The sequence below is a fragment of the Pedobacter kyonggii genome, from assembly GCF_004310665.1.
Taxonomy (GTDB): Bacteria; Bacteroidota; Bacteroidia; order Sphingobacteriales; family Sphingobacteriaceae; genus Pedobacter; species Pedobacter kyonggii.
Map to the genome: position 1 here is coordinate 17828 of NZ_SIXF01000023.1, position 25162 is coordinate 42989.

Annotated in this window: 16 protein-coding genes, 1 other RNA gene and 1 pseudogene; 5 read left to right on the forward strand and 13 right to left on the reverse strand. The window is 41.7% G+C overall.

The window, feature by feature from the left end; translation table 11 throughout:
• Positions 1–25 precede the first annotated feature (25 nt).
• The 4 genes from EYS08_RS18805 to EYS08_RS18820 all read left to right on the forward strand — a co-directional run bounded on the left by EYS08_RS18805 (position 26) and on the right by EYS08_RS18820 (position 4479).
• On the forward strand, positions 26–1225 hold the full coding sequence (locus tag EYS08_RS18805) for a pyridoxal phosphate-dependent aminotransferase (protein WP_131031565.1): 1200 nt from the start codon (positions 26–28) through the stop codon (positions 1223–1225).
• 131 nt (positions 1226–1356) lie between these two features.
• Positions 1357–1722: a transfer-messenger RNA gene (gene ssrA / locus EYS08_RS18810) on the forward strand.
• A 264-nt stretch (positions 1723–1986) separates the two neighbouring features.
• On the forward strand, positions 1987–2802 hold the full coding sequence (locus EYS08_RS18815; RefSeq protein ID WP_131031566.1) for a helix-turn-helix domain-containing protein: 816 nt from the start codon (positions 1987–1989) through the stop codon (positions 2800–2802).
• Between the two features lie 72 nt (positions 2803–2874).
• The gene (locus EYS08_RS18820; RefSeq protein ID WP_131031567.1) at positions 2875–4479 is read left to right on the forward strand and encodes a serine hydrolase domain-containing protein; all 1605 of its coding nucleotides are present in this window, start codon (positions 2875–2877) and stop codon (positions 4477–4479) included.
• Positions 4480–4698: 219 nt separating this feature from the next.
• On the opposite strand, the pseudogene EYS08_RS26365 reads toward EYS08_RS18820, so the two are convergent.
• From EYS08_RS26365 to EYS08_RS18880, 12 genes and pseudogenes are all read right to left on the reverse strand, one after another.
• A pseudogene (locus tag EYS08_RS26365) lies at positions 4699–6489 on the reverse strand (glycoside hydrolase family 9 protein).
• The gene (locus EYS08_RS18830) at positions 6473–7021 is read right to left on the reverse strand and encodes a carbohydrate binding domain-containing protein (RefSeq protein WP_131031568.1); all 549 of its coding nucleotides are present in this window, start codon (positions 7019–7021) and stop codon (positions 6473–6475) included. Before EYS08_RS18830 ends, EYS08_RS26365 begins: the two are co-directional and overlap by 17 nt.
• 229 nt (positions 7022–7250) lie before the next feature.
• Positions 7251–8363, reverse strand: a complete 1113-nt coding sequence (locus EYS08_RS18835) for an IPT/TIG domain-containing protein (protein WP_131031569.1) — start codon at positions 8361–8363, stop codon at positions 7251–7253.
• Between the two features lie 5 nt (positions 8364–8368).
• Complete coding sequence (locus tag EYS08_RS18840) at positions 8369–9946, reverse strand: RagB/SusD family nutrient uptake outer membrane protein (RefSeq protein ID WP_131031570.1); 1578 nt, start codon at positions 9944–9946, stop codon at positions 8369–8371.
• A gap of 23 nt (positions 9947–9969) precedes the next feature.
• Complete coding sequence (locus EYS08_RS18845; protein WP_208745902.1) at positions 9970–13377, reverse strand: TonB-dependent receptor; 3408 nt, start codon at positions 13375–13377, stop codon at positions 9970–9972.
• Positions 13378–13637: 260 nt separating this feature from the next.
• Positions 13638–14804, reverse strand: a complete 1167-nt coding sequence (locus tag EYS08_RS18850; RefSeq protein WP_131031572.1) for a FecR family protein — start codon at positions 14802–14804, stop codon at positions 13638–13640.
• An 87-nt stretch (positions 14805–14891) separates the two neighbouring features.
• Positions 14892–15509 carry an RNA polymerase sigma-70 factor gene (locus tag EYS08_RS18855; RefSeq protein ID WP_131031573.1) on the reverse strand — a complete coding sequence of 206 codons (618 nt, stop codon included), beginning with the start codon at positions 15507–15509 and terminating at the stop codon, positions 14892–14894.
• A 358-nt stretch (positions 15510–15867) separates the two neighbouring features.
• Entirely contained in the window at positions 15868–16215 is a 348-nt protein-coding gene (locus EYS08_RS18860) for a nuclear transport factor 2 family protein (protein ID WP_131031574.1), read from the reverse strand.
• 431 nt (positions 16216–16646) lie between these two features.
• On the reverse strand, positions 16647–17759 hold the full coding sequence (locus tag EYS08_RS18865; RefSeq protein WP_131031575.1) for a Gfo/Idh/MocA family protein: 1113 nt from the start codon (positions 17757–17759) through the stop codon (positions 16647–16649).
• On the reverse strand, positions 17759–18622 hold the full coding sequence (locus EYS08_RS18870; protein WP_131031576.1) for a sugar phosphate isomerase/epimerase family protein: 864 nt from the start codon (positions 18620–18622) through the stop codon (positions 17759–17761). Before EYS08_RS18870 ends, EYS08_RS18865 begins: the two co-directional genes overlap by 1 nt.
• Before the next feature lie 2 nt (positions 18623–18624).
• Positions 18625–20169, reverse strand: a complete 1545-nt coding sequence (locus EYS08_RS18875; protein WP_131031577.1) for an MFS transporter — start codon at positions 20167–20169, stop codon at positions 18625–18627.
• Positions 20170–20195: 26 nt separating this feature from the next.
• Complete coding sequence (locus tag EYS08_RS18880; RefSeq protein WP_131031578.1) at positions 20196–23114, reverse strand: PVC-type heme-binding CxxCH protein; 2919 nt, start codon at positions 23112–23114, stop codon at positions 20196–20198.
• A 165-nt stretch (positions 23115–23279) separates the two neighbouring features.
• Between EYS08_RS18880 and EYS08_RS18885 the strand changes: the two genes are divergently transcribed.
• Entirely contained in the window at positions 23280–24149 is an 870-nt protein-coding gene (locus EYS08_RS18885) for an AraC family transcriptional regulator (RefSeq protein ID WP_131031579.1), read from the forward strand.
• Positions 24150–24260: 111 nt separating this feature from the next.
• Here EYS08_RS18885 and EYS08_RS18890 read toward each other — a convergent pair whose 3' ends face one another.
• Positions 24261–25151 (reverse strand): PorP/SprF family type IX secretion system membrane protein, encoded by an 891-nt coding sequence (locus tag EYS08_RS18890; protein WP_131031580.1) that lies wholly within the window; start codon positions 25149–25151, stop codon positions 24261–24263.
• Positions 25152–25162: the final 11 nt, after the last annotated feature.

Here is a 25162-nt window from a genome sequence, read left to right on the forward strand (position 1 = left end):
ATCGGGACTTTTTTATTTTTGTGCCATGCCAAAAATTTCACAAAAAGGTGTGCAGATGCCTGCATCGCCAATCAGAAAGTTAACTCCATTTGCAGATCAAGCTAAAAAAGATGGTAAAAAAGTTTTCCATTTAAATATTGGTCAACCAGATATCGAAACACCTGAAGGAATGTTAAACGCCATCAAAAACATTGATTTTAATGTTTGGGCCTATACTCCATCAGAAGGTACGCTTGCATACCGTTTAAAACTTACCAAATACTACAATAAACTGGGTTACAATATTACACCCGAAAATATATTGGTAACAGTTGGTGGTTCAGAGGCCATTACCATTGCCATGCAAACCTGTGTAAACGAGGGCGATGAAATTATCATTCCAGAACCTTTTTATGCCAATTATAACGGCTTTGCCTGCATGAGCAACGTGGTGGTAAAACCGATCCTTTCTTATATCGAAAATGGTTTTGCTTTGCCTCCGATTGCCGAATTCGAAAAACTGATTACAGAAAAAACGAAGGCAATCATTATTTGTAACCCAAATAACCCTACTGGTTATTTGTATTCAAAAGCAGAATTAGAGGCATTAAAAACACTTTGTGTTAAATACGATCTATTTTTATTCTCTGATGAAGCTTATCGCGAATTCTGTTATGATGGGAGAGAATTTATTTCTCCAATGCATTTAGATGGTTTGGATGAAAATGTGGTCATTATGGATACGGTTTCTAAACGCTACAGCGCTTGTGGTGCACGTTTAGGCTGTTTAATCACCAAAAATAAAGAAGTTATTGCATCAGGATTAAAATTTGCGCAAGCAAGATTAAGCCCAGGCATGGTAGAGCAGATTGCCGGAGCGGCCGCTGTTGATACACCAGATAGCTATTTCGAAAAAGTAAATACCGAATATACCTTACGCCGCGATACTTTGGTTAGCCGGTTGAATAATATAGAAGGTGTTTTCTGTCCTAATCCGGGCGGTGCATTTTACGTGGTAGCAAAATTCCCGATTGATGATGCTGATAAATTCTGTCAGTGGATTTTAGAAGATTTTGCCCATAATAACCAAACGGTAATGATGGCACCTGCAACGGGCTTTTATTCTACGCCAGGTTCTGGTAAAAACGAAGTACGTATGGCATACGTGTTAAATACTGATGATTTAAACGCAGCTATGGACTGTTTGGAAGTAGCACTGCAACAATATCCGGGAAGAACGGTATAGTTTGCAGTTGGCAATTTCCAGTTTTCAATTTTAGATGCCAAATAACAGTTTACAGCTATTATTTGGCATTTTATTTGTATATTTGTTGTTCAGTTTGCAAACTGATTACTCAAAACTGCAAACTGAAACTTGGGGCCGTTCTTGGATTTGACAGGGTGGCGAAGGTTATGTTAGCATGCAGTGCGTTGTACGGAGAGCACTTAAAGTGAACGTTCACATTTTAGTTGGCGAAAATACTTACGCCTTAGCTGCTTAGTTTAGAACTAATTAGCTTTTGTCCCTCTAACTGCTGCATTGTTGGGTTAGAATCTGGGGCATCGAAACAACAAAGCTGGCTTTAAGGAGATACGACTTAAAGTGAGATAAAGTATCTAAGGATTTAAATAAGGTCGGTTTTCAGCCCGTTTATTTCCCGAAAATCAATTGAAAAATAAGCATGTAGAAGGTATAATTTATCTCACAACTGGACAAGGGTTCGACTCCCTTCGGCTCCACTGGAATCAGTATCAGAATTCACCAAAAAACACTAAAAGCCTGCAAATCAATTATTTGCAGGCTTTTGTTTTTTGGTATTTATTGGCTGGTTATCCAGCCAATAAACAAATAAAGGTGAGTGTTCGATCAAAAACATGGCAGTTCAAATTCCCTGATGAGCATCGCCGTAAAAGTTCTAAGGATGAGTATTGATATTTAAGAATCTAGTTTTTTGCCTCATACTGTAACTACAATTTGCTTTTTGTGTCTCAAGGTTAAAATGACTGATGAAAAAAATTACTGCGGGAAATTTTTTTGGTAATACTGATCAAACAATAATCCTGAATGAAATTATTATCACCAACACGGAGTACACGCACGAATTTGTTGACTGGCATTATCACGATAATGCTTATTTTACTTTTTTACTGGCGGGGAATGTCTCTGAAATAAGTAAAACGGATCATCATAAATGTGTGCCAGGCACTTTGCTATTCCATAATTCCCATGACCCGCATTACAATGTGAAGCCTAAGGGTTACACGAGGGGGATGCAACTGGAGTTGTCATCAGGATTGTTATCAGAATTTGCAGGCAAAAAAATGGACAGAGGCAGCTTTGAAGTCGTGAACCCTTTGGTAAAATCGCTTTTCCATCAAATGCTGTTATTATCAAAAAACCCTGATGAAACCAGTTTGCTATCCTTGCATTCGCTGGCGCTTAATGCGATAGATGGACTTTGTAATCATTCAAATCCTTTAATACACAAACATCCGCCAGAATGGGTCAATAAGATCAGGCAATTGTTGCACGACAATGTGAACAAAAGCCATTCCCTAGCATCCTTGTCGAATATAATTGGTATACATCCTGTGCACTTATCCAGATACTTTCCGAAATATTTTGGCTGTAACCTTGGGGCATACATACGCAGAATGAGACTTTGCAAGGCAGCGGCGGAATTTGGTACTAAAAAAAAATCTGCCATTCAGATTGCTTTTGAATGTGGCTTTTACGACCAAGCCCATCTCATTCGCTGTTTCAAAGAAGAATTCCGGTTTACCCCGCATCAATATCAGCGTTATTTAAAGCAAGAATTGTAATCATGGTCCATGTTAATTCTGTCCTATTTTTCAGCATCGTAAAGCGTTAACCTTGTCAGATAATATTTTCTTATGAAACGCATTTTATTTTTAACGGTATTTTTCACCTCTATAATCTCCTGTTTTACTGCAAGTGCCCAAATGAAAAGCCTTGATTTTTTAGATCACAGACCAATTCATCTAACTGATTCTACGGCTGAAGGAATTTCAAGCTATAATATTGGAAGTGATAAAGATTTATACTTAAGGCTCAATGTAGGAAAATCACTAGTTGAGGAACTCGCCATATTGGCACCAAAGGTTTCAGCCGATTCCTCTTTAAAAACTGGAAATTTTCAGTTTTGCTTTCTGATAGATGGTAAGATGGTGTATCAAGAGAATCTGCATCCTGGAGCTATTCTGCTTCAGGATAAAATAGTCAGTAAACCACTGGCGGTAGTGCTAATCAGTGCGAGCAGATCTGGACTATGGAGCATAAATATGTGGGATCGGTTTATGATAAATTCTGGAATAGATTTATTTGGGCCGTTGCCAAAAAAACTAACCGTCCAAGTAAGGGTCTATATCGATGCGGGCAAAAGAATTTATTCCCCAGTTTTGTTGGAATCTAGTATTAACATGACAAGAATTCTTCCCGAAATTGATGAAGCGCTGCTGAAACCCCAGGCGATTAAGGCAGGCAGTGGCTGGCCGCTGTATGTAGGAACGTACGATGAGAAGTTAATCACAGCGCTTAACACTAAAATTATCCAACAGTCATTTAAAAAAATCAATTCGGTGGTTGTAGTCAAAAAAGGAAAGTTGTTGCTGGAAGAGTATTTCAATGCTTCTTCCAGGGCAAACCTTCATGATCCACGCTCCGTTAGCAAGTCTTTTACCGGAACCCTGCTTGGTATGGCGATTCACGATGGCTACCTGAAATCTGAGGAGCAAAAATTGGGGGCATTTTACAATTTAGCGCATTTTGAACATCCCTCAGCGAAAAAAGAAAATGTACGGTTGGTTGACCTGTTGACAATGAGTTCGGCTTTTGACGGAAATGATGAAGTGATGGAATCCCCTGGTAATGAAGAAAATATGTATCCTACTTCTAATTACGTAAAGTTCGCATTGGATTTACCCATGGAAGCAGACAAGCAGAATGGCAAACAATGGTCTTACTTTACCGCAGGAACGATGCTGCTCGGTGATATTATGGATAAAACTATTCCAGGTGGCTTAGAGCTTTACGCGAAAAAAAAATTATTTGATCCTTTGGGCATTGATTCGCTTGAATGGGCCCGCACACCACAGGGTAAACCATTTACAGGTGGGGGTTTACGCCTAAGAGCCTTAGACTTTGCGAAATTCGGGCAACTTTATCTTAAAAAAGGTATCTGGAAAGACCAGCAACTTGTGCCAAAATCTTGGGTAGACAAGTCATTTCGCCATTTGCAGATACTCCCTTCAGACCGGCCAGGTTTTTATGGATTCCTCTTCTGGAATAAAACATTTAAGATTAACGGCAAAATCCTGGAAGCATGGTACAGCTCGGGAAACGGTGGAAACAAAATCTACATTTTTAAGGAGATTGATCTGGTTGTTGTAATAAATGCATCTGCATATGGAACTTCCTTTGCACACCAACAGGCAGATCAGATTTTAGAAAAATATATACTTCCGGCAGTATTGAAATAATCATCTTAAATAAATTTAAAATGCAATTGTATATAATCTAAAATTGAAAAAACATTTCAAAAAAAACAGATAGAATGAATATAAAATCAGCTTTACCTTTTGGGCCTTTCATTTACCTTAATTGGCAATATTAACCTTTCACAAACCAGGCAAGACAACCCATAAGGATTGATATATCCGCTGTGATGACAAACAAGCTAATTATATGGCTGTTTTTTACTACCTATTATTTGAACCGTCCCTTTCTTTTGTTTGTAAACACTCTAGTGCATTTGCAACATATACCAAGGGAGCGTTCCAATTGATCGCTATCTCATTACTTGCATAAGAAGCAACATTGTCGAGGTAAGATAGTTCCGGCTCCGCAAATTCATATTTTAGTCCGTCCTGCTTTTCCGAATTGGGCCCACCAACCAACATACCAGGAACCGGATCAGCAACACCATCAGCAAAAGAAATGCGGTGGTGTGGGTTCATCGGTGATTTGGCACCAATACCGGTAACAAAAGAATAACCAGTTGCATTTCTTCCCAGTATATAATCCAGATTACCCAGGGCGGCGTTCAGGTAATCCTTATTTTGTGTGAATAAATAAGCATTAATGAGCAAAACTGATTGATTCATGGCAACCGAATTACTTCCCCATACAAAATCCGACAGTGAGCTGCCCATTACTGAGCCATAGGCACCTGCCTTGCCCGACAACAGATAACGGTCTGCAATTGAAAGCACTTTTTTCTTCAAAATACTAGTGATGCTGCTGTAACTTTCTGGGAGTTGGTCATGACACCTGATCAGGGAATAATACCCTAAAATGCCTACGTAACTCCAGCCGGGCAAATTTACCTTTGCATTAAGCCGCGCAAAGAAGGCATCATAATATTGTGGCTCGCCGGTAGTGGCCAGGAGCTCAGCAGCTGCCCAGCTCCACTCGTCTTCAAAATCTTTGTCTCCGTAAGCACCTGTAGTGACTTTCAGATCAGATGTCTTGTTCATCAGTTCCTGATCGTAAGCCAGATTTGGATTTTTAAGGGCCCAATTCCAGGCCAGAATTGCGGCAGAACGGCAACTGTCTGCCAGGCCAGGATATTATTGAGGAAAATCCTTTAAAATCCGTGATGCCTGAGCGGCAACCGCAACTAGGTTTAACGTTGCTGCCGTACCTTTCGCCACAACATATCTGGGTGCCAAAGCCTCTGCAGGCATAATCATCGCATCGAAACCGAGATTTGTACACTTATTGTAAACACCGCCGTCATATGGATCCTGCATTTTCAACATCCATCGTAAATTGTAGATGGCTTCGGTCAATATATCCGGCACGCTATTCTTCGCTTTTGAAAGCTTCACTTTCAGACCAAGGAAATAGTTAGGAAAGTCCTCGTAAGCCGATAGTAAAGTAGCGGTAGATATGCCGCTATTGACCATGTACTTATTGTAGTCGCCCGCATCATACCAGCCTCCTGTCACATTAATCCTGCTTCCTGCAGCCCTTTTTTTGGTGGCGGCAGATGGGTGAATCAATACTGCGGTATCCGGATGTCCCGACATACGGTACCACTTCCCGGCATAATCTTTATCTAAGGCCGAGGAAGCTCGCTGGTAATAAAAAGCTTTCAAGCCAGCTACAGCAAGGTCCTGATGCACACTGTCTGCGATCTTAAAAACTGGAGAGTCATCAAGGCCCGGAATCCTGATCAAATAAGTTCCAGGTTGGTTGAAATGGCTGAAATCTGCTATTCTAGTCTTAATTCCAGAATATCCGGTGCTGCTCAATCCAGATAGCGATCCGGTAAACACCGACTTTCCAGCTGGCATGGCAATCAGTTTAAAACCATCGCCCGTAGCATCTTTGGTGACCACGGCACTTTTATTCAAACCTGGATAAAAGCCTGACTGATCTAAAAGTATTACCGGATGCCCGACCTTTTGAGCCTGGGCTTTCAGTGATCCCATAATGATAAGCGCGACGTAAAATAAGGATTTCATAGGGTTATAAATATTTCTCATACTCGGCCTGACTGATTACTTTGAGACTAACATCATCGACAAACATGGTGCCCGACACATAACCCAACGCAAATAAGAGTTTGATGTTCAGAGTACCTGGTGGAACAATATAAGCATATTCATAAAGCTTCCAGTCATGATCTCCGGTAGCTGAAGCAATATTAATCCCTTCTCCGATTTTGGCTTCGTTCTTACCCAGCATTTCAAAAAGGAAAAGTGCACCATTCCAGTCTTCCTTTCCGGTACTTACACCATCTACTTTGATCTTGGCCGACATCAAAATGTATTTTGTATTTTTGGGTAGAGTTACTATTTGGTGCATGCCTGTCCATTTAGAAGGATCGCCGGAGAATAAAGCGCTGCTCATTTTTCCGGTGCTGAAAATATAAGGTGTAGCCTTCGCAGAATAGTCTACCCATCCCCTAAGTTCATCTTCGAAGCCTCCATTTGTCACCAGGTTTTTTTGTGCCATGGCACTATAATTCGCTGTTAGTATCAAGATCCCAACAGCTACGTATTTTATAATATTCATGACTATAAATTTATTTTAATGGTTAAAGAAGGGGTTGTCTTATAAATCAATCTTTGAGTCTTGTCACGTTGAGCTCAGCCCGTGCTGAGTTTGCCGAAGCATCGAAACGCCTAAATGGCTTTTTTACAAGTCTTTCGACAGGCTCTCCGCAGGAGTCCTTTGGACTTGATGACATTTTTTTATTTATGAGCCAGCCTCTTCTTCATCAAATTATTCTTAAAATAAAGAATTAATATACACCGATATCATCCAGAAAAATTGTTTCCGGCGCATTACCACTCAATTCCTGAAAACCAATCCAGCTGAGACTAGTCGGTTTACCCGGTTGGCTGGCATTTTGAAAACGCTCCAAAGGCACGACATAGGTGGTCCATTTACCGGCATGCAATACAATGCTCACCTGGCGGTTGTCGAAATCATTCAATCCGATCTTTACTACCTTGCCTTCAGTTCCGGTTGTTCCATATATCGAGAATTTAACATAAGTTTTATCATTCAGGTCTACAGGATCATTGCTACCTACAGCATACCCAGCATAATTACCTGTATATGTGAGTTTTACAGAATACCTCCCCCTTTTAACCACCTCTGTATTATTAATATCTCCACTGGCACCGCCAAAATTGAAATCATAACCAGCTGTGATCTGATCGTCGTAAAACAAGTGCCTGAATCCAAATGGCAGTAGTATCGGCACTGCTGTTCCATCGTAAGATACATATGGACCAGTGCCAGTGCCACCAGGAGTGGTTACACTCACAGCACCCAGGGCACCGTTAGGTACTGTTACCTTCAATGCTGTACTTGTTGAGGAAACCACCTGGGCTTCTATCGTACCAAATTTAACGCTGGATACCTGATCGAAACGCAAGCCGGTAATGGTTAGCTCATCTCCTGCATTTCCGGCAAACTGGCTCAGGTCTGTAATTACCGGAGGTGGTTGTTTGATACTAAAATCGAAGCTCACCGTGCCAGATGCATTTGTAAGTGTCAATTTACCGGTTTGATTGATCCAGGAAGCCGTAGCAGGGATCATCACCACGATACTGTGGTCGCTAAACAGCGCAGTATTTAAGTAGGCTGCTGTGCCATTAAACTCCACTTTGTTTGTACTCTTCAGGTTTTCACCTTCGATTACATAAGTTACGCCGACATCACCTGAGGTGACCGTAGAATCTAAGGCCGTTGGTTGAGCCACTCCCGGCTTAACGAGGGTGCGCACCCTGGTGATAATTGGCATGCCTTGTCCCTCCACTTCTTTTTTACAGGAGGCTATAAACATCAACATGAAAAATAATCCTGTCAAACAAATGACTATAGGGTTTTTATATATGATTTTCATAATAACTATTTAAAATTGTAAGGTACCGGTGGCAGTAATAATTTAGGATTAAGGGTAGATTCTGTTGTAGGGTATGGCAAACGGAAATTGGCATCAGTGGGCGTATATTTTTGCCCCCAGATCACTACGGGCGTAGTATTGCTGTAAATGCCCCTTTCCTGATTGGCAATAATAGCGATTGCCTTTGGGTGAGAAGTTACATTAAATCCATCTAACCTGCCCAGATCAAACCAATAATCAGCTTCAAACACAAATTCCATCCGTCGTTCCTGATAAATATCCGCAATGGAAATGGAGGTTTTAGGAATCAGCCCGGCCCGGCTTCTGATTTTATTAAACGGTACCAGTGCAGCAGCATCTGTTGTACTTTGAGCACCAGCAAGAACGGCCTCCGCTTCAATTAGAAGCACATCTGCATAACGCATCAGATATGTATTGTTCCCTGTTGAAAATGAAGCGCCTTTACCCCCATTGTCTGCGGGAGTGCCTACCACATACTTTTTGATAAATGCAGGCATCCCCTGTGCAACTGCTCCCGCTGGCAAGGTATAACCGCCTTTGGCCTGGTTGATTTCAGGATAAATATCGCCCTGCATCATCACCGTAGGTTTTCTTCTTAAATCACCTGGCTCAAAAGCTGTCAGCAAATCGATTGATGGCGTCACACTACCATATCCATCTCCTGTACCCGTAATTTCAGAATTATAGGCGAGGAAAGATTGTAAGGCATTCCCGTGTCCGTAGGAAGATCCTCCCAGCCATTGAATAGCAGCGATGCTTTCTTCATTGTTGTTATTGGCTGTTTTAAATAAGTCTGCATAAGTCTTTCCTGAAACGTCGATTCCGTACAATTTAAACTCTCCGCTATTGATTACCTGTTCTGCTTTCAGGCGGGCGTTGGGGTAATCGCGCATATAAAGATAAACTTTAGCCAAAAGTGCGGCTGCAGATCCACTGGACACCTTACCCTGAGAAACAGATCCGGTTCTGATCATTTTGTTGCAATTCTCTTCAGCAAACTTCAGATCATTGATGATGAAGGTATACACGTCTGTTACTGGATTGGTATTGACCTGATAATTGCTGACATGGTCAAGGCTATTCTCTATAATCGGCACATTTCCCCAGGTCCTTACCAAGTAAAAATAAGCCATAGCGCGCATAAACCTGGCCTCCCCAAGTGCATTATTCACTACGGCAGCAGGTACACTGGCCGGGACTTTGGATTTGAGGTTGTTGATGAGTGCATTGGATTGGGCGACTACGCTGAACAAGGCATTCCAGGCCGACAACAATTGGGTATTATCGCCAGTTACCGAGAAATTACCAAAATTGATCACATCCGGAGAATAGGTGTGTGCATTGCCGCTCAACAATTCGGAGATACACCAGGAAGCTTTCGCATTCCAATCAAACCACGGAGAATTGTATAAAGCAACCGTGCTGGCCTGTACCTGTTCGGTATTCTGGTAAAAATTATCCGCACTGAGCGCATCCTGCGGCGGAATGTTAAAAAAGTCTTTTTTACAGCTACTGCTAACTGTGGCGATGAAGACATATATATATATGAGATATGATTTCATTTTCTTACAATAATTTATGGTCACTAAAATTGTGCGTTGATTCCAAATGTGATGGTCCGGGCAATTGGGTATCTGCCCAGGTCAATGTTATTCAGGATTGCACTTTGGTTGATTGCACCGATTTCCGGATCATACCCCTTGTACTTCGTAAAGGTGTACAGGTTCTGCACACTGGAATATACTTTCAGGTTACTGAATTTATATTTCCTGATCCAGGCGGCAGGCACTTTGTAACCAAGACTTAAATTTTGAATCCTTAAAAAGGATCCACTTTCCACATATCGGTCGGATACCACCAGGTTTGGGTTGTCGATACCAATTTTTGGCGCAGGAATGTTGGAGTCCGGATTCTGAGGTGTCCAGAAATTGCTGTATGCAGCATATTGATTCTGATAAACAGCCGCCAGGTTGCCCATGGTGTTGTTCAACAAGTTCATAATTTTCGAACCATAAGATCCATTTAAAAACAAGGTGAAATCAAAGGCTTTGTAGCTGAACGTATTGGTAATACCGTAGGTAAATTTAGGATTAGGGTTCCCGATCGCTGTGCGGTCTTTCTCATTAACTACACCATCACCGTTTACATCTTCATATTGCACGTCACCCAGCCATGTACTGTTGCTGTTATTGGCAACCGTTCTGCCGAACTGAACCGGTGCAGCACGCAGTTGATCCTCTGTTTTAAAAATTCCTTTTACTTTATAACCATAAAATTCACCCACAGATCTGCCTACAACCGTACGCGTAACAGGTGACTGCAGGTAAGCATTGGTTACTGTACCGAAAAGCTCGGTAAGCCCATTGCCCAATTCTTTCACAGCATTTTTGTAATGTGATAAAACCACATTGGTATTCCATTTAAAATGGTCATTATCGATATTGTGGGTATTGATGGTCAAGTCAAAACCTACGTTTTCAATCTTCCCGAGGTTTACGTAAGGCGGGTTAATGCCACCCAGGTAATCAGGCCCACCCACCAGGTATGCCGGAAGTGTCAGCTGGAACAAAAAGTCTTTTGATGTTTTTTTGTAGACGTCTATACTGGTATTGATCTTACCATTCAGAAAACTCATGTCCAAACCAGCATTATATTGGATCGAGGTTTGCCACTTTAATGCTTTATTGTCAATTCGTCCGGCAAGAAAGCCTGTACCCAAACCTGTCTGAGATGACCTCAATAAAGAACTGTATAAATAATTGGGAACATCCTGATTACCAACCTCTCCATATCCAAGACGGATTTTAACACCACTCACCACCTTATTTATTCCCTTCATAAACGATTCTTCAGACAATTTCCATGACGCGGCAAAAGAAGGGAAATAACCAGACTGTGATCCATCTGCAAATTTAGAAGTCTTGTCTCTACGGATGGTAGAGGTCAGACTATATTTTGAACCATAGGTATAAATGGCACGGGCATATATGGATTCTTGTCTCTGTGTTCCAATGTACTCATCATTGGTAGCTGTGATGGCCTGCCCTAAGTTCAGTGATTGTACATCGTTGCTATAAAAACCTTGCCTTGTTCCTTCTATACCTCTCCAGGTGGATTGCTGAACTTCATAACCTAAAATTGCATTCAGGTTATGTTTTCCGAATGTCTGATTATAATTCAGGTATTCTTTCCAGATCAGAAATGTACTTTGCTGATGGCGTTCCTGTAGCGAGGCTGTTGGGTTGGTAAAGCGGCCCCATGAATAACTTGGCGTAAACACGTTATTGTCAGAGAAATTAAAGTCCCCACCCAGTTCCGATCTTATGGATAGTGGTTTAAGTACCTTGATTTCATTGTAGATATTCGCATTGATGTTGCTCCTGTTCAGTTTGTTTTTGATTTGCTGTGCCTGAGCTACTGGATTTAGTGCCGCAGCAGCAGCCAGGGGATCCGATAAAGGAGGCCCGGTATACGAACCATCAAGATTGGTTACCGCGAGGTCGGGTCCCTGCAACAGTGCGTTGTAAATAATCCCGTTGTTGTCACTGGTGATGACGTTTTCCGCAGAACGACTGGCAGTCAGCGTAATACCTAGCTTAAACCATTCCTTAACCTGGGCATCCACATTGGTACGCAAGCTGTAACGACGAAAATCAGACCCGATAACAGTACCATCCTGTGCGAGATAGCCGCCTGAAATGTAATAGTTCAAACCCTCTTTACCGCCAGAGACAGAGACCTGGTGACTTTGCTGAGCTGCAGTTCTGAAGATTTCTTTTTGCCAGTTGGTACCTTCTCCCAATACAGAAGGATCTGCAAATTCAACTCTTCTTCCGATTCCATAGATGTCGCCCAATGAGTTCTGCAGTTTAGCATATTGTTTAAGGTCCATTACATCCATATACTTCGCTACGCGTTGAAAACCATAATAACCATCGTAATTGATAGCCGAATTACCCGTTTTTCCTCTTTTCGTAGTGATTATGATCACCCCGTTAGAAGCTCTGTTTCCATAGATTGCGGTTGCAGACGCATCCTTCAAGACATCAATCGATTCAATGTCATTTGGGTTGATCAGCGACAAAGGACTAACGGTGGTCTGAGAATTGGCGTTTGAAGAAGAGGCCTGCAAGGGTGATCTTCCACTTGTACTTTGGTTACTCGCATCACCTGAAATGGGTACACCATCAATTACATATAAAGGTTCGTTACTTCCGCTTAAAGAAGTTATTCCGCGCACACGAACGGATGTATTGCTGCCAGGTGCCCCTGAATTCTGGGTAATGGTCAGTCCCGAAGCCTTGCCCTGTAACATCTGGTCGATGCTCACCTGTGGTACATTTTCGATATCTGAGGCCTTTACAGAAGAAATTGATCCGTTAATGTCGGAACGTTTCTGAGTTCCGTATCCGATCACTACGACATCGCTGAGTAATTTAGTTTGGCTCTTTAAGACCACATTCAATACGGTTCTTTTGCCAGGAACAATTTCCTGGGTTTCCATGCCCACAAAAGAAAATACAAGAATCGCTGTAGCTGATGGAACGGAGATTTTATACCTCCCGTCGATATCGGTTACCGCGACCACCTTTGAATCCTTCACTTTGACCGCAACTCCGGGAAGTGTTACCCCCTTCTCGTCGCTAACTGTGCCGGAAACCTCGATGTCCTGAATTTGTATTTGCGCTGATGGCAAATAGGTTGTTTTTTTAAGAATAATTGTTTTTTTAATGATCATAAAATCCAGGTTTGTATTTTTCAAAACCAACACCATGGCCTGCTCAATAGGCATGTTGGTTACATTTACATTGATTTTGGATTTCTCATCAATATCGGCACGTCTGAAAAGCAGATGGTAGCCACTCTGTTTTTCTATTTGCTTAAGGACAGAAAAAATTTCGCTATTGGTATGTTTAAGCGTTATATTCTGACTAAAGCTATTTGCGCTAACCTGCATTAAAGTCAGAATAAAAAGAAGCACGGTTAGTCTCATTGTTAATAAAATTTGGTAAGAATCACGGCGAAATAGCTGCCTGATCCTATAAAATAAATTCATATCTTTATAGAGTTTGGGTTAAATTATAATGTCGTCTGAATTGGCTTGTAAGTAACCTTTACAATGACCGGATGTGCTGCAAACACGATCCGGTCTTTTTTTAAAAAAACGGTTACGCTGGTTGATTATGCAGTATTGTAGTAGTTTCTCATATTTGGTTATTTATATTTTTAAATTATGATTAAGCAGTTTTTCCATTATTCTATAATGGTAAGTACATGATCGTTCAGTTCGTATTTTAGGCCAGTAAACTGGAGCATGCTTAGAATTTCCGAAAGCGCGACATCTTTAGCTATCGTGCCTGTGTAAGGAATTTTTGAGGGAGTACCTTTAAACACAACCTGTACATCATACCATCGGGAGAGTTGCCGGGCAATGTCTTTGATCTCCATATCCTTAAAAACGAAAAGGTCGTTTCTCCAGGCCATCACGGCTTCCAAATCAATGTTGTTGCTTACCGCTATACCTGTTGACTGATTTATACTGGCTTGTTGTCCGGGTTTTAACAGCTTTGAAAAGTTTCCTGTCGATAAGTGGATACTGCCTTCCAGCAGCGTTGTTTTTTGATCAGCTTCATCGTTGTAAGCCATCACATTAAAATGTGTTCCGAGAACACTGATTTCGGTTCCACCGGATCGTACCTTAAAAGGCTGTTTAGGATTCTTCACAACCTCAAAATACACCTCACCAGTCATTTGTACGCTTCTTTCTTCACCTGTAAAAGAAGTTGGGAACCTCAAACTTGATTTAGAATTCAGCCAGACTTTACTCCCATCCGGCAATATCACGCTGTATTTTCCGCCTACAGGTGTTGTGATGGTGTTGTATACCATTTCGGAGGGATTTTCCCCCTTCCTTTTTTTATAACTCAGCTCCCCCTCAGCGGTTTTTACCACACTCATATCGTACTGATCAGCTACCTTACCCAAGTTTGCATCAGTCAGCACCAATAAAGATCCATCATCAAGTGTGAGTACGGCCTTATTGCCTCCCGGACGAATACTTGCAGATTGACTTGATTTAAAACCTTTTTTTGGAGAAAACGAGGAGGAGTATTGCATCCAGAGCAAAACCATGCTTAAGCATAAAAACAGCGATGCGGCAACCGCCAGGACTTTCCAGGAATAAATTGACTTTTTAGGGCGCAGGCTTAGCTTTTGATGCTCCTTTGCTTCGATGTTCTGGAGGATACGTTCAAAGATTTCGTCCTCCATGAGCAAGCGTTCCTCATCTGTAAGACCTGAAATATGATCTGGCACACCATCCATAAGATCAAACCAATGGTCAACCTCTGCGGCCTCACTAGCAGTACAGCTGCCTGAAAGGTATTTTTTAAGTAAGGATACGGCTATCGATTTGCCCATATTGGTTACATTATATTTGGTTGGTTAATGATATAGTCGGTCGGACAGGCTTTAGCCCCCAAAAAAAAATATATTTTTTTTAGACAGCTAAAATAACAGCCAGGCGAAGGATGAAGCGATCAGAACTTCCTTAAAATGCAGCCTGAAAAGTTTCAGCGCATTGGTAATGTGGTTTTCTACTGTTTTTTCAGAGAGGCCTAATAACTCAGCAATTTCCTTATTGGATTTATGATGCTGCCTGCTCAATTCAAACACCTTTCGACATTTGGCAGGCAATTTCGACATCACCTGGTTGATGCCATCTTCTACCTCATGCAAGAACACCGTTTCCTCAGTAGTATTGGCTGCCTCCTTATAACTAAAAGACAGCAATTCCAGGTAATTGTTGCGGGTTGCCTCCCTGGCCAGGTAATCAATCACCGAATAACGGATGGAAGTATGGAGATAAGCCTTCAGCGCACCCCTGATATTTATTTTTTTGCGATTGATCCAGAACAGCGTAAAAAAATTCTGGATAATTTCCTCGGAAGCTTCTTTAGATCTCAGCCGCTTATTGGAAATCAGATACAATTCATACCAATACCGGACATAAATTTCCCTGAAAGCAACAACGTCGTTTTCCTTAAACAGGATGACCAGTTCCTCATCGGTGTGTTTATGCCGGTTGCTCATAGGAAAGTAAAAGTATAAAAAATATAATTTCATTCAGCATGCTGAATATTTTTGCTGAAAAATGTTGAGGGTTCAGGTGTCTTGCCCTGTAAACAAAGCGTACATCACGCCAACTATATAGCCACAGCCGCTTTTAATTCACGATTTTTCCTGGTCTGATCACCATTCGTCCATGCGAGTTCAATTTAGATTTGGAGCTGCCTTTTGGGCTTTACGAAGAAAAGAATATACTGGTTTATATAGGTTACGAACCCAGCCCTGTACACCGTTTCTAAAAACCCCTCTTAACATTACTGCTGATAACCCAACTGCTTTTCACCGAATGGCGACGGCTTAAATGACCGATTTCTAAAGTTTAAACTGAACCGTCAAAGCGCTATACGTTCCGGATTTAAGCTTTGATGACGAAAGCTTTCAGCGATTTAAGCCTTCCTTCCCGAAGTTCCCAAATATCACAGTAGCTATAAGCAACCGATTCTCCGTTTTCGTTCTTCAAAGTGATTTTTCCAATTGCAATGACAGAATTATTTTCAGAAATTAAATTCTGCACCTCGAAAACCGGAGGTTCAAGATAAACTTCATCCATATATTTACGCACGGCATCTTTACCTGATAGTATTTGATCACCAATGAATTCCCAAACTAAATCATCTGTACACAGCGACAAAAAGCCTTCATGATTGCCTGCTTTGATAAATGAATTGGCGGTCAACAGTATTTCTTTATTCTCCTTGCTCATATGATTACAACCCATAATTATGAAATAGTGTTTTATCTCAGTCTGTAAATATTACTACAAACATACTTTTCTTCAGTAAAAGATGAATTGCCCAGCTTAATTCTGTTTGTTTGGTACAGATAGGCGGGATATTCGGGAGAACTTTAAAATTATGTGAATACTTTCCCGCATGGATATTACCGGTAAATCAGTAGCGAAAATCAGGCCGCACGCTGGTAGAATCAGCGATAGCAAATCCCTTTTCTTTAAAATGATTTGATACCGTAGCTATGAGATGCCCATCTGCTGAAAATCTCATGATGCCTATTCTCCGGGGATTAATGCTCCACTCTTTGGCTGGTTTATAGTTTTATTGCAGTAAATTAATAAGGGGTTGACAGTTCACATTTTTACAAACGGCTGTCTGAACCCCATTTTAAATAAGTTCCTACTTAAGAGATTGTGAAGTCTGGGAGTTTTATTTTTTGACCGCCTTCCATCGCACTTTCGTGGGCAAGGATACCTACACAGGTAATATTTGCCGATTGCCTTGCATCAGGGAAAGGTACCCGTTCCTGGATCAGTGCAGAGATGAACTCATGTACCAGATGAGGGTGAGAGCCACCATGACCAGCTCCCTGAATAAATGACAGGTGCTGATTGTTCTCTCCATCGTACACACCACCAGTAGTAAAGTGCTGTATCTCTTCTGGAAGCAAATGCGCATAATCTGGAATAGCTACTTTTTGAGGAGTCTCACCGGTATGAATCACGGAATGCTCGTGCTCTATCAGCGTCCATTCGAAGCTCTTTTTTGATGCATAAACATCAAAACTCTCCCTATATTGTCTTGCTGTATTGAACAATGACCTGGTTACTTCAGCGGCCAGATCTGAATCTTTAAATTTAATATGGCAGCTTTCTACAGCAAATGGGGATCCATATTTAGGGATTAGATGTGCATCGATTGTTCCTGATCCAAAACAAGATACATATTCGGCGTCTGCTTTGGCCAACGCCAGAACAGGGGCAACGCAGTGTGTAGCGTAGTGCATTGGAGGCAAACCTTCCCAATACCCCGGCCACCCCGCCATTTCCTGCTGGTGTGAAGCCCGTAAAAATTGTAGTTTGCCTAGCTCGCCTCTTTCATAAAGCTCCTTTACAAATAAAAATTCGCGACTGTAGATTACCGTTTCCATCATCATATAAGTTAATCCAGTTTCTTTAACTGCTGCAACAATTTGCCGGCACTCCTCCACACTGGTAGCCATTGGAACTGTACAAGCTACGTGTTTACCTGCCCTAAGTGCTTTTAACGACTGCTCAGCATGATTTTGGATCGGTGTGTTGATGTGCACCGCATCTACATCCGGATCTTTCAGTAATTCGTCAAAGTCGGTATACCTTTTAGCAATCCCAAAGGCATCCCCGATATTGTTAAGTTTCTCAGCATCTCTTTGACAAATGGCATACATGTTAGCATTTGGATGTTTCTGATAAATCGGTATGAACTCTGCACCGAAACCGAGGCCTACTATGGCAATGTTTATTTTTCTTTGCTCCATTATTTATTGAAATGTGATTTTAAAAATTCAAGTCCTTCTCTGGCAAAATCATCCTGACTATCAGCAAATGGACGCCAGATACATACGGCTGCCGCCAAATCCTGATTTGCTGGTGTAAAACTCTCTATCGAGACTATCCCCTGGTAGTTTATAGCTTCTAGTCCCGCCTTATAGGAATCCCATGGTGTTTGTCCTGTACCAGGTGATCCCCTGTAATTCTCTGAGACCTGCAGGTGTAGCAGCCGATCACCGGCCAACTTAATCGCAGTTTCTATATTCCTTTCTTCTATGGCCATGTGAAATCCGTCGAGCAATATTCCAGCTGAAGGATGGTTAATATCCTTTACCAGGCGTACTACATCTTCGGCAGTGTTTACCAAATCAGACTCAAATCGGTTAAGAGGTTCTATAGCCAGACGTACTCCCCTAGACTCAGCCATTTCAGCAGCAATCCGCAGGTTGACAACTGCTAATTGCCATTCCTTTTCACGTTGTTCTGGCGGCACCATCCTGGCTTTGCCTACGGCAGAATACATTGGTCCTGCAAAAATGGAAACACCCCAGGACACACATAAATCCAGGCAGGTTTCAATATACTTAAAACAGTTTTGCTGAACATCAGGATCTTCACTGGTCAGATCACGGCTAGCACTAAAAGCACCACAAACAACCGCCTTTAACTTATATTTTTGAAGCGCTAAACATACTGTTTCTACGTCAACCAGAGAAGGATCTTCGACAGCAATCTCTACCGCATCAAATCCAAGCGCCGAAATTTTAGAAAATAATTCTTCGACAGATGAGGTCTGAAATGGAGAAGTCCACAACCAGGTACTTGCTCCATATTTTATATTTACTGACATATTTAATTCTCCTGTGTCGTTCGATTTTCTAACAGCACAACTTTGTATCCTCCTTTTGACCTAAAATACAGCATCAGCAAAAGATAGCTACCTAACATGATTAGCGGAAAGATGACAATGTAGCGAAGGGCTTCTTTCTTTGCGCCATCACGTATGGCAGTTACGGTGTGCTGATCTTTAGGACTAGCTCCTGAAAGCTTAGTTTGGTCCAGCCCTTCGTAGTTGCCAAATAAACTGGTTTTCTTTTCTGTTACATAGGTTTTATGGATAACCGTATTGTTTACGACATCATATTGTGCGATTTTTCTATCTACAGATTTATCCTGGATAAAACCAAGAATCCCTGCGCCGATTACCCCTGCAGCAATCATTCCCAGTCCGCCGGTTATATTTAGTGTCAGCGCGCCCCCTTTAGGAAATTGTTCTGAAACGAGCCCCAACATGGTAGGCCAAAAGAAAGATTTAGCTAATCCGTAAATGGTTGCAGCTACGAGTATCATCATTCCGGTAGATGCAGAAAGCATATATAAGCCAATTACAGCAACTCCGGAACATAGTGACAACAAGCCCAATGAGGAAATTTTATGCACGAGTGGGCCCGCAAAAAACCTCAATACAAACATGATTGCTGAGGTATAGACGAGTACCCAACCGGCTTGAAGTCCGATTTTGGTCATTTCGGGAGTCATCAAATCTGTAATCCAACTATCAGTACCCAGTTCTGTAGTAGCAAGTGGAATCATCACCAATAGTAGAATAATAAACAAAGGACGGCCGAAACTTCTGGTGTAATACCAAAACCCTCCCGTAATCAATAGGGTAATGATTACATTGGTTGGGATAGACCATCCGAATACAGCACCCAGTTGAAAGATAATGAGGGCGACAATAATCAATGCCCCACCTGCCCCTACTTCCTGAAGCATCTCTTTGTAAGACACACCTGCCTGAACCCTTTCGTTTAACGGGAACTTACGGCCCAGCGTCATGACCCCATAAATCAATGTAGGAATCAATATTAAAGCGATTTTATATTCCCACCTGGTTTCAACACCTAATGTTAGTGCCATTACACCTCCTAAAACTAAGCCACCTGCCCAACCTGCATGAAGGATGCTGAGCCATTTGATCTTTTGTTTGGGAAACATGGTGGCCACTACCGGATTCGCTACCGCTTCAACAGTACCATTGCCAATAGCTACAATAAAAGAGCCCAGATATAACATCCAGTATCCATTTGCAAATATGGTGAGAAATGCTGAGGATATATGACACACTACAGCGAATATCATGGCTGTTTTATAACCTATTTTATCGATTACCAGACTAAAAAGCACAATGCTTATGGCGAAGGGCCATAAGCCCACTCCCGCAATCTCACCCAACTGAGTCTGGGTCAAATTGAAGTCAATACCCCATTGAGGCAAAATCAATGCCCTCAGAATAAATCCGAATGCGGTGGTAACCAGCGATATAAAGCAGACATAAAAGAGTTTCATATCTGGAACAGGTTGAGCCCCGGTATTTTCTGTACTAAATTTTGACATGATGAAGATGTTTAGTTTATATTTGGTTATTTAGTTACTTTCATTACTCCATTCATAATTCTCCAGTGTCCTGGAAAGGAGCAGATATACGGGTAGTCGCCAACTACATCCGGCACTTTAAATCTCAATCTGAACTTCGCTTCCGGATTTACCAGGGGCGTATAAAACAATACTTCAGGTATTTTAGGTACATATTGCATTTCTGCACCTTTAGGATTCTGGGCCAGTTTATCTGCGGCTGCCCCCACTTTGTTCATGCTCCCTTTTTTAAGGATGAGCAAATTGTGCTGCATAAAATCAATATTATCGAACACCAGCTCAACTGTCGTCCCGGCTTTTACAGTAAAAGTTTTTTTATCAAACTTCATTGCATTTACAATAGGTTTTATGGTAATCACCTGATCTGCCTTCGTTTTAACTGCAGGTTTTGTAGCTGATACTTTTGTTGATTTAACCGTATTTTTCACCTGTTTTGAAACAGCAATTTTTAGTGCCTCTTTAATCCATCTGTCGCCAGTGTTTACAGAATCCTTTTGAGCGGCAACCAGCTCATTCGCAATAGATGGCGATACCGGCAGGTCAGCGACTTTCAAAAATGCAGCCAAACGGGTATTTAGATTTTTATCTTTTATCAAGCCAGTTCCCTGGATAGCCGCCAGAGCGGCAGCAGTGTTAGGCAATACCTGTAACGCTGCTTTTCGAACCCCAGCAGAAGGGTGATGCAATGCATGCACTGCTACCTGAAAAGCTTCAGTTGTGGTGTACATCCCCAAGCCATGCAATGTCCATAAGGCATGTATAGCCGGCGCATTGATCCCGAGCTCATCCACCTCTTGATTGCGGATCATTTTGTATAAATCAGGCACCATTGCTTTATCCCCTTTTTCGACAATCAGCCGCTGCGCAGTCATGCGCCAGAATAGGTTATCACTTTGTAAGCCCTTTAATAGTGATTTTGGATCATTTTTGTCCAGGGATTTTATGGGTGCCGATTTGGCTTTGTTATAGACCACTCTATAGACCCGTCCGTGTACGCGGTCTCTGAGTGGATTGACGTAAGCATTTCCTTTACCATTTTCAAAACCTGGAGGAGTTGGGTTGTGCTGGATAATGAAATTATACCAATCAAGCACCCAAACAGCACCATCAGGGCCAACCTCAGTCTGCACAGGCCCAAACCACTCATCGGCACTGGCTACCAGGTTCCAGCCGTCTTTTTCTTTAAATCCGGATCCGGAAGGTTCCAGCATTGCCTGGTGAACTACACGTCCGGTTGGTTCATTAACGAAAGCAATCCGGTTCCAGTAAGCTTTAGGGAAATTCCTGGCCGTATATAGATTATGTCCTGCTGCTGAGGTAAATCCGTTAAAAACATCCACCTGACGTAAGTTTTTGGTAACCACATGCATGGCATAATGCCCGTCTATTTTATCTATAGCCTTATTAACCGGAACACCGATTTTATCAAGGTAAGAACTCGGAATACCTAAAAAAGCACTATGGGTATTATTTGCTGTAGAAAGGAATACATCATTGTTTTCGGAGAATCCCAGGCCCCAGGTATTGTTACTGGTCCCCCCCAGATACTCCAGGTTTTTCCCATTACTGTCAAAACGGAAGGCGCCCTGACCAAATTTGATTGCTTTACCGCCAACGGTTCCGTTATAGCCTGAGTAGCCTACTGTACCCCAGATTTTATTATCGAATCCATGATGTAGACTTGAAGGACCAGCATGGGTATCAAATGTACCCCATCCGCTAATGATCGTTTCCCTGACATCAGCCTTGTCGTCGCCATCTGTGTCTTTCAGGAAAATGAAATCGGGTGCCTGAGCAACAATGATTCCTCCATTAGCGAAAACAATACCGGTCGGGATATTTAACTTATCGGCAAAAACGGTAAATTTATCAGCCTTGCCGTCTCCATCTGTATCCTCACAAATTTTAATCCTGTCATGCCCTTCGCCCTTAACATCTCTAACGGTATTGGGATAGTCAACTGTCTCTACGATCCATAACCTGCCACGCTCGTCCCAGGCCATTGCAATTGGTTTCAATATATCAGGCTCCGAAGCAAACATCTCCAACTTAAAGTCAACCGGAACCTGGGTAATTAATTGCGATTCTGCAGGATTCAGTGCTGCCTGTAGTTTAAAGCCACCAGGTCTTTTTTCATAATTTGGAAGTTTGGCATCACTATATTCCGGAGCTGGTTTAGGCAATTTTTCCCATTGCTTTTTTGCTTCATCATTAACGGCCCATAACACTCCATTCCCTAACAATTTAAGGAAAGATGGATTTTTCCAGGTACGTTCGTCATGGCCATAAGCAGTATAAAACACTTTGCCTTTACCATAGTTCTTAACCCAGGTATAAGGTTCATGATGATCGCCTTCCACTCTCTCTGTAAGTACATGAATATCTTTGGCAACCTTATCGTGCACATAAGTTTCGTCCCAGGTGCTAAACGACGTTATGCCTTCCATAGTAGGATGTTGGGCATCTACAATTGTTGCAGAAAAATCGCCTGTTTTATGGGTCTTGAATTGTCCGCCTACCATATCGATATAAGCAGCCGAGTTTTGAAAACAAAAGGATGCACAATGAACGGGAATAAATCCTTTACCACTTTTCACATAATCCAGAAGAGCCTTTTCCTGTGGCCCTGTGATTTGATCATGATTGGAATAGATCATTAACCCGTCGTATTTAGACAGGTTTTCTGCATTCAGATCATTTACATCAGTTGTATATGAAATATTAATTCCGTTTTTAAAGAATTCCTGGGCAATGATTTCTGCAAATTTTTCAGAATTATGGTGCTGGCTGTCGTGCCCCAGGAGCAAGACCTCCAATCGCGGCGATTTTATATCTGTTATTAAACTAGCGCTCAAGCTGAACAGGGCAGCGATACAAATAACGCCTATAGTTAAATACTTTTTCATTTTGTGTGTTTATATTGGTTAGCATTCAAAAGCTAATATCTAGGAATAAGCTTACAATGCCTCCTACTTTTTTGCCCAATACTGACTGTATTTTATCAAACAGTTTATTACATTTGACCACTAGGATGTCAACAAAAAGGATGTATTAATGTTATTGAGTCGAATATGAAAGCTGCTGTTCTAAAATCTACGATCCCCGAAACACAAATGTTTATCATCAAAAAACTAGAGGACAAACATTTCGATCCAGTTTGGCATTCGCATTGCGAATACCAGTTATTTGTGGTGTTAGAAGGCTCAGGAACGAGATTTATCGGCGATAGCATTAAGTCTTTCGAGCGTGGCGACCTGGTATTCACAGGCGCCAACCTGCCACATCTTTGGCGAAGTGATGAGGCTTACTTTAAAAAGGATAGTCAATTGAGTGTCCATGGGATTGTCATTTACCTACAGGAAAACTTCATGGGTGAACAGATGATGCAAAAGGAAGAAATGCTGCTGATCAAAAAGTTATTAAAAAAATCGGCCAGGGGATTGGAATTCTACGGGGAGTGCAAAGACCTTGTTACTTGTATGATGAAAGCGCTCACACTAATGAGTGGATTAGAGAGCTTAATCCAACTACTCAAAATCCTTCAGGTATTGGCAAATTCGAAAGCCTATCACTACATCTCACATACAGAATATAGTGATCCTGTTAATGAGAATGAGACCGACCGCATGAACAAAGTTTACGAATATGCACTCGCAAACTTTCGGAGCAGGATTTCCTTGCCGGAACTGGCAGAAATATTGTGCATGACTTCAACCTCGTTCAGCAGGTATTTTACGGCGAGGAATAACAGGACATTTTCCAAGTTTATTATGGAGTTACGTATCAAATACGCTTGTAAACTATTGATAGAAACCAATATGCCTGTATCGTTAATCTCCTATGAAAGTGGATTTAATACCTTGTCCAATTTCAACAAGCAGTTTAAGGAAATTATGAACAAAAAACCGTCGGAATATAAAATACAGTTCTCAAGTATCTGATACATTGGTATCAGGCAACACTGGGGGAGTAGAAAACAAACATGATCTTTAATGAAGATAGAAAAAGAACCAAAAATGCAGCTGATAAATAGCGCTATTCAATTGATCTATCTATTTACTCAGATTAAGCCTGACATTGAGTTCAAAACTGCCATTTGTATAGCTGCTTAAAGCAGAGGTCTGTGTGGTATAGGTTCCGCTGATCAGGTATTTCTCTCTAAAGTCCATACCCAAACCAAAAGTTGCATTTCTGGTACTATGGTACATCGCTAACAAAAACACCTGCTTTTTGGCGATACCAAACTGCGCACCCGCATCCCAGATGTTGTCAAAACCTTTCACCCCCCTGTAGGTCACCTTTGGCTCTACATCCATACCTTCGATACCTTCACTGATCCCGATTTTATAACTTACTGCAGTATAAAAGGTAGCCACATCGGCCAGTTTGATCACATCCTTTTTCAATACACTTTTCAGGTTCGGGATGGCCGCCTGGATGTTCAGCTTACCTGAAGTATAAGCCACTCCTAAATCTCCGTCCAGGTAAGTTTTACGGTCATTGTACTGCCCTACTGTTGGATCATTGGGATTGCCATAAATATCTGCATTTTCTAAGCGCTGGCTCATAAAACCCAGTGATACCCCAAAGTGCAACTGATGGTTGTTGTTATTCAGCTTCAGGTGATAGGCATAACTGCCCATTACTCTGATCTTTTTTTGCAAACCCGCACTTTCGTTGTTTACCGTTAAACCCAGTCCAACTTTGTTAAAGCCATAATCGGCCGTCAGGTTTTGGGTTAAAGGCGCCCCAGGTACATTGCTCAATAGCTTACGGTAGGCACCATTTAGCTTTAAACCCTCGCCTGCCCCGGCAAAGGCCGGGTTAATCAGGTATTGATTGATATAGTACTGGGAGGATAAAGGGTTTAACTGTGCTTTTACCAAGGTGGTACTGATTATGCTAACCATAATCAGTACTAAGGTTTTATATATCGTTTTCATTTCTGTTTTAC